Origin of the sequence: Acetobacterium wieringae, assembly GCF_026646375.1 — a bacterium.
GTDB classification, from domain to species: Bacteria; Bacillota; Clostridia; order Eubacteriales; family Eubacteriaceae; genus Acetobacterium; species Acetobacterium wieringae_A.
On sequence record NZ_JAIPPU010000002.1, the window covers coordinates 70380 to 84743 of the forward strand.

A 14364-nucleotide genomic window follows, 5' to 3' on the forward strand; every position below is an offset into this window, starting at 1 on the left:
CGCTCTCTGATATTGATTTAATTCTAGCATAAAACGATTTTTTTGCAAGGATCGATCATTTTGCATTGCTAAAAAAAGGTAATCTGATTGGAAGCTGGCAGCTGGTTAAGACAACCCTGTTTTTCCAGAGTTTCGATCACCGACTTACTGATTTTAGTACGGTTCTGCAAATCCTCCCGGGACATATAAGGGCGCAACTGCGCTTCTTCAAAGATCCGCTGGGCAGCTTTATCACCGATCCCTTCTAAAGCATTCAGCGGCGGCAGCAGGGAGTCACCAATGATGCGAAACTGACTGAAGTGGGACTGGTAGACATCCACATTTTTAAAACTGTAACCTCGGCACATCATTTCGTGAGCAATCTCCAGCACTGTCAAGAGCGACTTTTCTTTGTTGGAAGCCTTGGTGCCCAGATCTTTGATCTGGTTCATTCGCTGCACCACCACCCCCTTGCCCTGGCTGATTAGTTGGGCATCAAACTCGCTGGCTCGAACTGAGAAGTAGGTGGCATAATAAGCCAGAGGATAATAAACCTTGTACCAGGCAATCCGGAAGGCCATGGTGACGTAAGCAGCGGCATGGGCCTTGGGGAACATATACTTGATTTTTTTACAGGAATCAATATACCATTCTGGTACCTTATTCTTGCGCATATCTTCTTCCCACTCAGGTTTCAATCCCTTGCCTTTTCGCACTGCTTCCATAATCGTGAAGGCCGTTTTTGCCTCCAGACCGGCATAAATCAGATAGATCATGATATCATCCCTGGTGCAGATAGCTTCTTTGATGGTGGCTTTCTTATCGCGGATCAGATCCTGAGCGTTGTTGAGCCACACATCCGTGCCATGGGACAGGCCAGAAATCCGGATCAGGTCGGAAAAAGCCGTCGGCTTGGTATCCAACAGCATTTCGCGGACAAAACTGGTTCCAAATTCAGGAATTCCGCATACCCCCAATGGCGACTCAAAGTCATTGTCCTTAAAGTCTAAAGCTTTCGTTGAGGTAAACAAACTCATTGTTTTTTCATCGTCCAGCGGAATACCTACCGGATCGATGCCGGTAAAATCCTTGAGCATTTTAAGCATTGTCGGATCATCATGTCCCAGAATATCAAGTTTCAGTAGTCGACCACTGATGGATTCATAAGCAAAATGAGTGGTGACGGTATCACTTTCGGTATCATCAGCCGGACGCTGAACCGGACAAAAATCATAAATATCCTTGTAGGTTGGCACGACCATAATTCCGCCGGGATGCTGTCCGGTGGTTTTTTTGACCCCAGCACAGCAGGAGATCACCCGTTCCAACTCGGCCCGAGTTACTTTAATTTCTTTTTCATCATAATAATTTTTTACAAAGCCAAAGGCCGTTTTTTCAGCAATGGTGGAAATGGTACCAGCCCGAAAGACTTTCCCCTTACCAAACAGCACCTCCGTATAGCGATGGGCTTCGGCCTGGTTCTCTCCGGAAAAATTAAGATCGATATCAGGTTCCTTGTCGCCTTCGAATCCTAAAAAGGTTTCAAAGGGTATGTCAAAGCCATCTTTATCAAGCTTGGTGCCGCAGTGCGGGCAATCGGCATCTTTTAAATCCGGCCCTACCCCGACCTCGGTACTGTTGAAAAACTCGGAATGTTTACACCTGGGACAACGATAATGTGGTGCCAGCGGGTTTACTTCCGTAATCCCGCAGAGGGTGGCTACAAAGGAAGATCCCACCGAACCCCGGGATCCCACCAGATAGCCGTCTTCCATGGAATGATAAACCAATTTCTGGGCAATCAGATAGAGCACCGAGTAGCCGTTACCAATAATCGAATCGAGTTCTTTCTTAATCCGTTTTTCGACAATCTCCGGTAGTGGCTGGCCGAAGAGCTCCCGGGCCCGGCCTTCAACCATTTCCCGAATCTCTTCATCTGATCCTTCAATCACTGGTGGATAAGTGCCATCAGGAATCGGCAGGATCTCGTCAATCATCGCTGCGATTTTGCGGGGATTATCAATCACCACTTCCCGGGCGGTTTCGTCATCGAGGTAGTCAAACTCATCCAGCATTTCCTGTGTAGTTCGATAATATAGCGGGGGTTGTTTGCCGGCATCTTTATACCCCTGGCCGGTAAACAGAATCTCCCGATAAAGGGCATCATTCTGATTGACAAAATGAACATCCCCAGTGGCAACCACCGGTTTATTCAGGCTTTTTCCCAAAGCAATGACCCACCGATTCAAAGTCTTTAGGGCCTCCTGATCCGCGACGCTGTTATTATCAATCAGGTATTGGTTATTACCCAGTGGTTGAATCTCCAGATAGTCATAAAAGCTGGCGATCTGCTGGATCTCATCCTGAGACTTATTGTGCACCATTGCCGAAAATAATTCGCCAGCTTCACAGGCTGAACCCAACAACAGGTTTTCCCGATTTTTTGCCAGCAGTGACTTGGGAATTCGCGGTTTTTTATAAAAATAATTAAGATGCGACTCCGAAACGATCCGGTATAAATCCTTGATCCCCGCCTGGTTTCTGGCATAAATAATAATATGGTTGGTGGCATTAAGACGGATACTCCGGTCCCGGCTGGACAGGGTATTGAGGGTCTGGATTGAAGTACAGCCTTTTTTCTCCGCCAGATCCAACAACTTGACAAATACCTTGGCTGAGGCCGCTGCATCGTCCAGGGCCCGGTGATGATTCTGAATATCAATTTTAAAATGTGAGCAGAGCTTTTTCAGGTTATGGCGGGTAATCTGAGTCAATAGACAGCGGGACAGAGCCAGGGTATCCACTGCAGTATTTTCCCGAACAATGGCATGATCGGCTAAAGCCTTATTTAAAAAACTCATGTCAAACGCAGCATTGTGAGCGACCAGAATGGTTTCACCTGCAAAATCCAAAAACCGTTCCAGGGCCTCCCGTTCTTCCATCCCATCGGCCACCATCTGATTGGTGATATTGGTTAGATTTGTGATAAATGCCGGTATTTCACAATGAGGATTGACCAGGGTCGAAAAGCTATCGATGATCTGTTTATTCTTAATGCGTACCGCCGCAATTTCAATGATCTTATGATTGCCTGGTACCAGACCGGTGGTTTCCAGATCAAAAAAAGTAAATTCGCCACAGAAGTCCTGATCCTGATTGCCGCAAACCATATTCAGCTGATCTTCAACCAGATATCCCTCCACCCCATAGAGCACCTTGATTTTTTTCTTGCGGCCCAGTTCCATCATTTCCGGATAAGCCTGCAGCACGCCATGGTCCGTAATCCCGATGATATCGTGGCCAAAATTGGTGGCCTGCTTCATAATTTGATCCACCTTACTGACCGCATCCATGGCACTGAATTGGCTGTGCATATGAAGCTCCACCCGTTTAACCGGGGCATCATCGGTTTTGATGGTTTCTTTGGAAAGATTGATATTGCGGGGATATAACATCATTTCCTGAGAATACTCATCATAATTGATTTTGCCTTCAATTAGATACCAACTTCCCTCATTGATGCCAGCGATGACCTCTTCTTTGTCGGTAAATAGTTTCCCGGTAATGCTGTTGGTATTATCGGTGATATTAAAGGTCAGCAAGGTCTTATTATTTTTCAGTGGCCGGGTATTAACCCCAAAAACCCAGCCTCGTACGACCACAGTTTTTCCTTCCGATTCACCATTTATATTAAAATCAACATTCTTCAACCAATCCCAGGAATTGGTTATTTTTTTACCGATGACCACATCTCCGGGCTTTTCAGCCTTGGGAAGTTTAGCCGAGCTGGCGGTACTGCCTGAATTAGATGTACTGTTACTTGAAGTTACCGGCTTAATGGCCGCCAATCGTTTTTCCAGATCCTGCTGACTTTTTTCCGCTACTGAGTCTTCATCTGTGAAACGAACCACCAATTCCGATTCCAGACCATACTGCTCGGCAATCAGTCGCTTAAAACGACCAGTAAAAATCGCCAGCACTTCGCCATCCAGTTCCCCGGTGGATCGCCCCCGAACATAAAAAGTGTTGCCTTCGGCAATCAGGGTATTAATCAACAGAATATTGGCAATCTTCTGATTGATGCCAATCAGTAACTGACTGACCCCCTGGCCATCGGTGGCCAGAAGATGCTCACCATCCTGATAGTTTAGTGGTGCCACCTCGATTTCCAGTGCCTTGGCATAATCAAAGATTTCCTGCATTTCTTTTTTGATAAATTCGGTATCCGTTTGTTTTTTCGGACTGGAAAATTTAAAAATCAATTCCTCGTTTCTGGAATTGATTTTTATACTATCAGTGATCAGATGATAATCTGCTATTATTTTTTGATATCGTTCTTGACGTCGGGTTAAAATACTCAAAGATCTCGCCTCACATTTTTTCTATTTCTTCCATTAACACCGAGATAATTTGATCCTCGGCAATGCTTTTTATTATTTCACCCTTTTTAAACAACACGGCTTTATTCTTACCGCCAGCAATACCAATATCAGCGGCCTTGCCTTCCCCGGGACCATTAACAATACAACCCATCACTGCCACCTTGATGTTTTTTTCGACGGTTCGCAACTGCCTATTAATTTCCTCAGCGATGCCAATCAGGTCAATTTCAGTGCGCCCACAGGTAGGGCAGGAGATCACTTCAACCCGGGGGCGGCGGCCAGTGTATAAGCCAATGCCACTGAGAATATCGCGGGCAACCTCGATTTCTTCCAGGGGATCGCCAGTTATTGACACCCGCAGGGTATCCCCCAATCCATTGAGGAGCAGATAGCCGATGCCCAGAGCTGATTTAACCGCCGAGCTACGGAGAATTCCGGCCTCCGTAATCCCCAGATGCAGTGGATAATCATAACTTTCGGAAAATTGTTCATAGGATTCAATCGTGAAGCGCACATCCGAAGCCTTCATTGAAACCACCATATTATCAAAGCCGGCATCTTCCAGAATCTGGATATGGCGTCGAGCTGAGGCAACCATCCCGGCCGGAGTAACCTGGCCCCCATTTTTCATCAGGATTTCTTTTTCCAGAGAACCGGCATTGACACCAATCCGAATCGGGATGTTTCGTTCAGTGGCCATGGCAACAATTTCCCGGATGCCGTGTTCCGAACCGATATTCCCAGGATTGATGCGCAGCTTATCAACCCCATTTTCCATCGCACTTAAAGCCAGTCGATAATCAAAGTGAATATCCGCCACCAGGGGAATGCCGATACCCTTTTTAATCCCGGCAATCGCACTGGCCGCTGTTTCATCAGGCACCGCTACCCGGACAATCTCACAGCCAACAGCTTCCAGACTCTTAATCTGGGCAATCGTCGCTTCGATATTTCTGGTATCAGTGTTGGTCATTGATTGGATGGCAATGGGACTGTCACCGCCTATGGTTACCCCGCCGATGTTGACCACCCGGGTCTTTTTTCGTTTTTTCATATCCGTCTCCTATGCTGCCAAGCGCATGACATCATTCACAGCAATCAGAATTGCCAGGGCAATCAAGGCGATAAAACCAAAATAATTAATCTTCATTTCCAATTCGGGACTGAGTTTCCGGCGCACCACCATTTCAATCAAAAGAATAAAGATCCGCCCGCCGTCCAGTGCTGGCAATGGAAACAGGTTGATGATCCCCAGATTAACACTGAGCATGGCAGTAAAAGCCAGTAAAATAATCAGCCCGCTTTGTAAAAAGGTATCCACCATCGATACCATGCCAATTGGACCAGCCAATTGATCCAGACCCACCTGACCGGTAAACAGCATCCCAAAGCTCTGAAAAATCAGACCGGAAAACCGCCAGGTGTTTAAAAAGGCCGTGACGATGGCATCAAAGACGTTGGTATGACCGGTAAAAAGGGCTACCACAATCAGGCAAACCACCGCAAAAATGATGTTCATTGCCGAACCGGCCACGAGTACCAACAGCTTTTGGCCCCGGCTTTTGGCTTCATAGCTACGGGGATCAACTGGGATCGCTGGATCTTTAGGAACCAGGTTGCCATCAGCATCAAATTCCGGTTCCTCGCCCCGCATCTTGCAAAAGCCCCCCACCGGAAAGGCCCGAATAGTAAACAGGGTTTCTTTGCCCTGTCGGCCAAACAGTTTTGGCCCCATGCCAATGGCAAACTCTTCGACAAAGATGCCAGTTTTTTTGGCCACCATAAAATGTCCCAGTTCATGCACAATCACCAGGACACATAAAATCAGTAGTGTAATCAGGATGGTATAGAGATTCAAATTTTCACCTACGCAATGCCAATGGTTAGTTTGGCAAAAATATAAATTAGCGGAATGATAAACAGGATACTGTCAAAGCGATCCAAAATTCCGCCATGACCGGGCAGGATGGTGCCAAAATCTTTTATTTTGGCTTTTCGCTTGATCATCGAGGCGGTTAAATCGCCACACTGTCCAGCGATGCTACCAAAAACCCCAACGACCAGATATAAATACCAGGGCAGTACAAAGCTGAAATAAGAGCTCAAAATGGTGCCGTAAAGAATGGTACACAAGGCCGCAACAACAACACCACCGACTGAACCGGCGATGGTTTTTTTGGGACTGATCAACGGAGCAATCTTGCGGTTGCCGATTGATTTACCGATAAAATATGCCGCTGTATCAGTTGTGAACGCGATCACGAAAATCAACCACATATAATAGGGTCCTTTATTAACCGTTTCAAACAGAAACAGGTGACCAAACATAATCGGCACATAAATGAGCCCCATCAAGGTGGCACTACCACGCTCAATTCCCGCATTTCCAGATAGGATTTCGTAACAGAAAATAATGATAAAGGCCACCAGCAGAACCGGCATCAGAAAGTAATAATCCAGTTTGATGGTCACCATCAGCATAATCGTCAGGATAATCATTAAAACAACGTTCATTTTAGGCCGAATCATTTTATTGATGGCTCGGGTATATTCCATTGTTCCGACAAATGCCAGGATTGACACGCCGACAACCAAAATAAATCCCCCGGTATACAGAATAAAAATAAGCAACGGCAGACCAATGACCCCAGTCCAGATTCTGGTTTTCATGGAACTCTTTTCAGCCCGTCGATTTTCAGCCCGTGCCCGTTCTGCCCGACGACTCTCAAGGCTGCTACTCGGCCGATCCATATCGCCGATTCCTTTTCTGAAAATTCTTAATCATTTCGTAATAGACGTCGACTTCAAAATCAGGCCAATAAACGTCCGTAAACATAAATTCGGCGTAGGCCATCTGCCACAGCATAAAATTGCTGAGCCGGCTTTCCCCCCCGGTACGAATCAACAGATCTGGATCTGGCTGACCTTTGGTGTAAAGTTGATCACTGATGTGCTGTTCTGTCACTACTTCCGACTCAATCCCCTGATCCAACAGCGCTTTGACAGCATGAAGAATTTCATCTCTGCCACCATAATTCAGGGCAATATTTAACACCAGCCCAGTATTTTCTGCGGTGGTGCTCATCGCCTTTACAGCGGCTTCTCTGACTTTTTTTGCCAGTCCATTTAAGTTACCGATAACATTAATTTTAACATTGTTTTGATGGAGTTCTCCAACCTCTTTGTGAAAATATTCAACTGCAATATTCATCAGTCCCTCAACTTCTTCGGGACTCCTTTTCCAATTTTCAGTTGAAAAAGCATACATGGTAATTATTTTTATTCCAGCATCAGAGGATGCCCGGACAATTTTCTTCAATGTCTTCATGCCAGCATTGTGGCCAAATAATCGGGGCCGATTTTTTGCCTTCGCCCAGCGGCCGTTACCGTCCATGATTATGGCTATATGTTCAGGCAGGTTATCATTATTTAACTGACTCGTCATATTGCACCTCAATTTCTATTGTATTTAGGAAATTGTTTTCTTGTTTCTACTATCAATATTATATTCTATTTTTAAGGATTTGTAAATTCTCTCACCCGGAGCTGAATCGAAACAAGATTTCCTTAAGACTCAATTCTCGTTCTTCACATCAACTTTATCGCCGTCAAAAAAGGAAAAACCTCAGGCTAAGCCTGAGGTCTTCCTGGAAATTATTGTGAAAATGAGAATTATTGATATCAATATAACATCTTTCAGGCAAAAAGTAAACGATTAAATAAAAATTTTTTTTATTTTTATTCTGATTAAGAATAACCTTAACCATTTTAACGTTGAATTTATCATTTTAACCGTTACCCATATAATTCAAAACGGCGTTGGTTACTTCAATCATTTTTTTGTTGTTGAAAGATAACGATACAGCGTCGGTACCGATACCCCCATACACTTGGCCAAATACCAGACGGTGCCCTTCACCGAAAAAGTACCCATCTCGTTGAGTTTTCCCACCAGTTCAATTTTTTCATCCTTTGATAAAGACTTCAATTTCTTCGACAAATCCCGGGAGATGTGATTTAAATTATTGTCGACCAGTTCTTTAACATCAATGTTTATTTTATCCGGGCCTTTTTCTTGTGCTGCAGTCTCTACCAGCGGTGGTCGGATCATCTTATCCAATAGTTCTCTGGCGGCAATTAAATCCTGGCAATCCGAATTGATACAGATCATCCCGATTAAAACGTCACTTTCGTCCTTGATAAACCATGATGCCGATTTGATTGATTCTTTTTTCTTGAATTTTTTGGGATCATTGTTCATATAGGGTACTTTTTTATGCACTTCACTTCGGAGAATTCTCAAATTCGTTTCAGTAATCGGATCACCAACTTTCCGACAGCTAATATGGCCATTGCGAATCGCAATCACAGAATGATGCCAGTCCGTCAGATCATGAAGAACCACTTCCGTACTATCTCCCATAAAATCGGCTAAAAAATCTACCAGTGATACATAGGTCTGCAATTTTTTATTCAAACTTACCCTCGCTTTTTCATATTTACATATAATCAATAAGATACCCATGATCATTTGCCGAAACGGCATGACCATGGGCGTTTAAATTATTCGATCTGTTTTTGTGCATTCGTAATCTTATTTTACAGCAATGGCTTCGATTTCGAAAAGCGCTGCCTTGGGTAAAGCCGCGACCTGCATACAGGAACGAGCGGGATACTCTGCCTGGCCTTCAAAAAACTCGGCATAAATGTCATTAACCACTGCAAAATCAGCCATATTTGCCAGAAACACCGTGGTTTTGACAATATCACTCCGACTGAACCCAGCCTCTTCCAGAACAGCGTTTAAATTGTCCAAACCTTGTTTAGCCTGCTCTGCTACACCTTCTGCCAATTCACCAGTTTCCGGAATCAGACCCAACTGACCCGACGTGTACAAGGTATCCCCCGCCAAATAAGCGTGTGAATATGGCCCTACCGCCGCCGGTGCTTTCTCAGCAATTATTGCTTTTTTATTCATATTGACTTCTCCTTAAATTGGTTTTTTGCTTATCGGTTCAGTTTAACATATGATTAAACAATTTTCACCTGATAACTCAATCCGGATTTAAATATTTCGATTAATTTCATCCCCGGATTTCTCGACTTAGCAGCTGGACCGGTTTATCAGAAAAGATCAACACTTCCTGAGTCAACCGACTGATTTCATCTTCATTGTGACTGACAAAAATCACCGTCCGCTTGTCCTGGATCCAGATCTTTAAAAAATCGTCGATCAGACGATTTTTTAGTGCACAGTCCAAACTGCTAAATGGTTCATCCATCAGCAATAATTCAGACGGGTATAGGAACGCCCGGGCTATCGAAACCCGTTGGCGCATCCCACCACTGAGTTCTTGAGGATAATGGTCTCCCACCGTTGCTAGTCCCACCAATTCCAGCATCGCATCGATATCGTCATCATGAGGGCTCGGCATTTTTATCGATTTTTCTTTGAAAATAAACCGAAGATTTTCCCGAACGGTTCGCCAGGGCAGCAATCGGGGCTCCTGAAAAACATAGGAAATCGACTGGAAGTTAATTCCTGCAAGGGTTCCACGATCAGGCTGTTCCAGACCGCTACAAAGATTGAGCAGGGTGGTTTTCCCAGCCCCGGAAGGACCGAGAATGCCGGTGATTTTATTTTTTTTAATCACCAGATTAAAGTCCTCAAAAATTGTCTCTTCCCCCAATTTTTTACTGAGGTTTGTTATGATAATGGACATTGACCTTCCCCTTTTCGATTATTTCCGATCACATGGAGGGTAATTTTTTCAATGGCAAGGCTACAGACCACGATGACAAGTGTCCAGGAAAATAACAAATCTGTTTCTAAATATATTTTTGCATAATACAGATTCATCCCAATGGATGGCAACGCATTGGCCAGCACTTCGGCGGTAACGGTTACCTTCCAGCCGAGACCAATGGCATTCATCAGAGCTGAAACCGCAAACGGTTTAACCGATGGTACATAAATATCCCGGATTATTTTAGTTTGATCGACATTATAAATTTTAGCCATCTGCAACAGCTTTTTGTCGGTGGTTCTTACCCCCTGCACCACATTTGTCCAAGTGACTGGAAAACAGATCAGAAAGGTGACCACTAGCGGTACCACCCCCGAGGCAATCCACAGATTAATCAGAATGATCACCGAAACCACTGGTAACGATTTGATGGTACTGACAAATGGATTCATGATCTCATAAAAAGGTTTGTTGAGTCCGCCGACCAGTCCCAGTACCAGACCCAGCGCCACTGAAATAAAAACGCCTCCGAAAACCCGTAGTAGGGTTGCCACGATACTCACAAAAAACTCAAAATCCCCTGCCAGGATAATTACACCTTCAAGGGTTTTAAGTGGCGATGGCAGCACCAGTGGGCTATCGACCCACCAGGCTGCCAGGGCCCAAAGGAGTACCCAAAAAATGGCGACTCCTATTTTTTTGATGATCGCATTGAATGGTGTTTTATTTTCCAAGAACGTAGAACTCTTCACCAGGAACTTTTCCTCCAACTGCTTTTGGTTCAAAACCGGCTAATATGGTGTAATATTCATTTAAAGACTGCTGCGCCTCTTTAACTGGAATAAAAACAATATTACAATTGGGAATCGCTTTTTCAGCCAGGGTCGCATCCGTCATAATCCCAGCTGCTACAATATTTTTCGCCCCTTCAGCCGGGTTCTCATTGACCGAATCAATGGAAGCTTCATAGGCTTCCATAAATTTCTTCAGTACCTCAGGATTGGCTTCAGCCCACTCTTTATTAACAACCAATGTTGTCATCTGTAGTTGTGAACCGTTGCTGGCCGCTTCCCAGGCTTCTGACATGTCCACCGCAATTTTAATATTCGGTTTTTTTGTCGTAATCGTCGTCACGAACGGTTCCGGAAGCATCGCAATAGTGGCCTGTCCAGCCGCCAATTGTGTAACTGCTTCACTGTGTTCAGCCACATAATTAATGGTAACATCCACACCCGGTGTCAAACCATTTTTTTCCAGCAAATAGTTCAAAACATATTCCGGGGTGGAACCCTGTCCACTGGCAACAATGGTTTTTCCTTTTAAATCAGCAATACTGGTTACCCCTGCGGTTTCATCGGCTACAATATATAGTACGCCCAAGGTGTTGACCGATCCGAGAACAACCTGACCCTCTGTTTTATTAAACAATACCGCACCCAGGTTGCTGGGCAAGGCGGCCAGCTGGAATTCTCCACTGATCACACTGGCTGTCAGTTGATCCGGTGCACCGGCCACGGTAAATTCAGTGGTCACATTTTCTCCCAGATCGACACCATTAACAATCATTTCGGCCATTCCCATTCCCGTCGGTCCTGCCAGAGTTCCGACCTTAACAGTTTGTGGTTCTGCCGGCTTTGCCTGACACGCAGTAAACGCCAGGATCATTCCCATCATCAAGCCAACCAGAACAATCATTTTTTTTGCATTCATTTTTTTAATCATTTTCTCCATCCTTTTCTAAAATTCTTTTTTTGAAACAGTTAATTTTGAATGTACTTCTTTTAATTTACCCAACTGACCATTTAAAGAATTTATCTCGTCCATATTACCGCACAAGGTGACGCAGACAATGGAGATGCCCTTGTCCGAAAGTGGTAAGCCCATCCGACCAATGACCAGCGATTGATAGGATGCGATAATCCGATTAAAATCTTCCTGTACTTCTTGCGGATTTTCTAAAATCGCAGTTAGCACCGCTACACGTTCGATGTTCGATCACTCCTTTCAAGCACTCAAAAAAAACCTCCTGTAAACAGGAAGGCAGCAATAAAACAACCTGCTCACGCAGATTTAAATTTCAAACCAATTCCTTCCAAATCAGAACTTCTTTTCTGTCAGGTAAACACATTCAATTGTAATCATTTTAACATTTATATAGTTTATTTAAAATAAAAAGAAGGTGTAAAAATTCGACTTTTGATTCGTATTTCTAAAAAAAACGGATTGTGAATTGACGCTTCTTTTCTTTTGATGAAACGACAGTTCGTCTTAATAAACCAATTCGCAAGTCAGGCCTATAAATTTCAAAATCATCCCTCATTTTAACTTCATTCCGCTGTAAAAATAAGGCAATCACAGGATAATTGTGCTACAATTATAGACACATATTTTGAGTCGTTACTCAGAATTCGTGTTGTAGCAACTACATAAATATTCAAGGAGAGTTCCATGAAACCAAAAACGAAACACCAACTGTGTTTGTTCAGTATTGTGCTGTTAATGTTTTTTTTGCCAGCCCCAATCATGGCAAATGAATCAGCTCAAACTGTTGCTATAGACAATCCCAGTGAAGTGAGTGAGAGAGAACAGATGACCATCAATACCCTGTCCGAAATTCCTGATGTGGACAGTACCGGAAACATCGATCAGCAAATCGTGATCATTTACAAAAATACCAGTCCCTTTAATGTTCAAAGTTTGTCTTTATCGACCAATGAGGTTGTATCCGGTGAAGCTATCTCAGATCGGGTTGATGTTTTAGAGGTAAAAAGCGATGTCGACATTGATGCGTTTATAAAAACCATCAATGAAAACCCCAATGTGCTGGTGGCCGATCGCAATAGTGTCCTGAGAACCTATTCACTGCCGAACGATCCGTACATAACTGATGGTAAAGCCTGGCAGTTTGTAAGTATCGGTGCCGACCAAACCTGGGATCAGGTATCCAATTCTGAAACCGTTGGTATCGCTGTTTTAGACACCGGTTTAAATACCAGCCATCCGGATCTGGTAGGACGAATTATTGCCGGATATGACTATGTTACTAAAAGCTCAGAAGTCACTGATCAGGACGGACACGGTACCTTGGTCAGCGGGTTTATTGCCGCAACTGCCAATAACGGCATCGGTCTTTCGGGGGTGGCCGGCACCGCCAATATAAAAATTGCCCCCTACCGGGTCGGAACGAAAGGGCTCTCAGTTGCCAATATCTGCGCTGCTCTGATGGATGCCGCTGATCGCTCTGATATCAAAGTCATTAATATGAGTTATGGCGGTTATGAATACAACAGCAGCGAAGCTGCCGCTATTGCATACGCCAAAGACCGGGGCAAGGTTCTGGTTGCAGCAGCAGGGAATGAGGGAGAACCAACCGATCCGGAGGCTGGACTACCTTCATATCCTGCTTCATACGATGGTGTTATTTCGGTGGCCGCTACCACTCGAACCAATGAGCGGGCTACCTTCTCCCAATATAACAACATGGTCGATCTGGCTGCACCTGGTGAAAATGTCTATACGACCTCAATTTCTGATAGTTATAAAAGCGACAGTGGCACCTCTTTCTCATCCCCCATCGTTGCGGGTGCCTGCGGTGTATTACTGGCAGCCAACGGTGATTTAAGTGCCAGCGATGTCGAAACGGCTCTGACAAGCACTGCTCTGGATCTGGGTGATCCTGGCAAAGATGATGATTTCGGTTATGGTTTAATCCAGTTGGATCAGGCCTTACAAAAGGTTGTCACGGATAAACCTTTATCGGTCTTATATAAAACCCATATTCAAAATATTGGCTGGGAACCGATGTTTAAACGAAATGGCGAGCTCAGCGGCACTTCCGGTTTAGGTTACCGCCTGGAAGCCATTCAAATTCTCTTGGATAATCCTGGCTACGACCTGGGTATTGCCTATCAAACCCATATCCAGGACATCGGCTGGCAGGATTGGCGTTATGACGGTGAGCTCAGTGGTACATCCGGAGCAGGATTACGTCTCGAAGCCATTCAAATTAAACTCACCGGTGCCGATGCCAATCAATTTGACCTCTACTACCGTACCCATGTTCAAAATTTGGGCTGGCTGAGTTGGGCAGCCAACGGCGAACAATCCGGCTCCTCCGGCTACGGTTACCGCCTGGAAAGCATTGAAATAAAGGTTGTTCCCAAAGGAACCCCTTTTGATACCTCTGGTGATTCGTTTATCATTAATCCGATATAGAATCCCTCGGCTTGACAACAATTTTAAAGCCGACTGGAAAT

General features: G+C 44.6%; 12 protein-coding genes. 1 reads left to right on the top strand and 11 read right to left on the bottom strand.

From position 1 onward, the window contains the following. Positions 1-68 precede the first annotated feature (68 nt). The 11 genes from Q7P33_RS02030 to Q7P33_RS02080 all read right to left on the bottom strand — a co-directional run bounded on the left by Q7P33_RS02030 (position 69) and on the right by Q7P33_RS02080 (position 12082). Positions 69-4340: a PolC-type DNA polymerase III gene (locus Q7P33_RS02030; RefSeq protein ID WP_303866985.1), complete on the bottom strand. Its 4272-nt coding sequence runs from the start codon at positions 4338-4340 to the stop codon at positions 69-71. A gap of 10 nt (positions 4341-4350) precedes the next feature. Beyond that, positions 4351-5415: a flavodoxin-dependent (E)-4-hydroxy-3-methylbut-2-enyl-diphosphate synthase gene (ispG, locus tag Q7P33_RS02035; protein ID WP_303866987.1), complete on the bottom strand. Its 1065-nt coding sequence runs from the start codon at positions 5413-5415 to the stop codon at positions 4351-4353. Between the two features lie 9 nt (positions 5416-5424). Then, the gene (locus tag Q7P33_RS02040) at positions 5425-6219 is read right to left on the bottom strand and encodes an RIP metalloprotease (protein ID WP_303866989.1); all 795 of its coding nucleotides are present in this window, start codon (positions 6217-6219) and stop codon (positions 5425-5427) included. Positions 6220-6227: 8 nt separating this feature from the next. Continuing rightward, complete coding sequence (locus Q7P33_RS02045; RefSeq protein WP_303866992.1) at positions 6228-7112, bottom strand: phosphatidate cytidylyltransferase; 885 nt, start codon at positions 7110-7112, stop codon at positions 6228-6230. Beyond that, positions 7096-7806: an isoprenyl transferase gene (locus Q7P33_RS02050; protein ID WP_303866994.1), complete on the bottom strand. Its 711-nt coding sequence runs from the start codon at positions 7804-7806 to the stop codon at positions 7096-7098. Before Q7P33_RS02050 ends, Q7P33_RS02045 begins: the two co-directional genes overlap by 17 nt. Before the next feature lie 387 nt (positions 7807-8193). Beyond that, a complete protein-coding gene (locus tag Q7P33_RS02055; RefSeq protein WP_303866996.1) occupies positions 8194-8838 on the bottom strand; it encodes a transcriptional regulator in 645 nt (214 codons plus the stop codon). A 117-nt stretch (positions 8839-8955) separates the two neighbouring features. Next, positions 8956-9339 (bottom strand): RidA family protein, encoded by a 384-nt coding sequence (locus Q7P33_RS02060; protein WP_303866998.1) that lies wholly within the window; start codon positions 9337-9339, stop codon positions 8956-8958. Between the two features lie 106 nt (positions 9340-9445). Continuing rightward, positions 9446-10084, bottom strand: coding sequence for an ABC transporter ATP-binding protein (locus Q7P33_RS02065; protein ID WP_303867000.1), 639 nt, complete (start codon positions 10082-10084; stop codon positions 9446-9448). Further along, complete coding sequence (locus Q7P33_RS02070) at positions 10069-10842, bottom strand: ABC transporter permease (RefSeq protein ID WP_303867002.1); 774 nt, start codon at positions 10840-10842, stop codon at positions 10069-10071. Before Q7P33_RS02070 ends, Q7P33_RS02065 begins: the two co-directional genes overlap by 16 nt. Then, positions 10832-11839 (bottom strand): ABC transporter substrate-binding protein, encoded by a 1008-nt coding sequence (locus tag Q7P33_RS02075; protein ID WP_303867004.1) that lies wholly within the window; start codon positions 11837-11839, stop codon positions 10832-10834. The genes Q7P33_RS02070 and Q7P33_RS02075 overlap by 11 nt, the downstream gene beginning before the upstream one ends. 6 nt (positions 11840-11845) lie before the next feature. Beyond that, entirely contained in the window at positions 11846-12082 is a 237-nt protein-coding gene (locus tag Q7P33_RS02080) for a TM1266 family iron-only hydrogenase system putative regulator (protein ID WP_303867007.1), read from the bottom strand. Positions 12083-12556: 474 nt separating this feature from the next. Between Q7P33_RS02080 and Q7P33_RS02085 the strand changes: the two genes are divergently transcribed. Beyond that, the gene (locus Q7P33_RS02085) at positions 12557-14323 is read left to right on the top strand and encodes a S8 family serine peptidase (protein WP_303867010.1); all 1767 of its coding nucleotides are present in this window, start codon (positions 12557-12559) and stop codon (positions 14321-14323) included. Positions 14324-14364: the final 41 nt, after the last annotated feature.

Coding starts and splice junctions, on each gene's coding strand:
- ispG (WP_303866987.1), bottom strand. CDS start 5,415: ATGAAAAAACGAAAAAAGACCCGGGTGGTCAACATCGGCGGGGTAACC.
- Q7P33_RS02045 (WP_303866992.1), bottom strand. CDS start 7,112: ATGGATCGGCCGAGTAGCAGCCTTGAGAGTCGTCGGGCAGAACGGGCA.
- Q7P33_RS02050 (WP_303866994.1), bottom strand. CDS start 7,806: ATGACGAGTCAGTTAAATAATGATAACCTGCCTGAACATATAGCCATA.
- Q7P33_RS02060 (WP_303866998.1), bottom strand. CDS start 9,339: ATGAATAAAAAAGCAATAATTGCTGAGAAAGCACCGGCGGCGGTAGGG.
- Q7P33_RS02065 (WP_303867000.1), bottom strand. CDS start 10,084: ATGTCCATTATCATAACAAACCTCAGTAAAAAATTGGGGGAAGAGACA.
- Q7P33_RS02075 (WP_303867004.1), bottom strand. CDS start 11,839: ATGGAGAAAATGATTAAAAAAATGAATGCAAAAAAAATGATTGTTCTG.
- Q7P33_RS02085 (WP_303867010.1), top strand. CDS start 12,557: ATGAAACCAAAAACGAAACACCAACTGTGTTTGTTCAGTATTGTGCTG.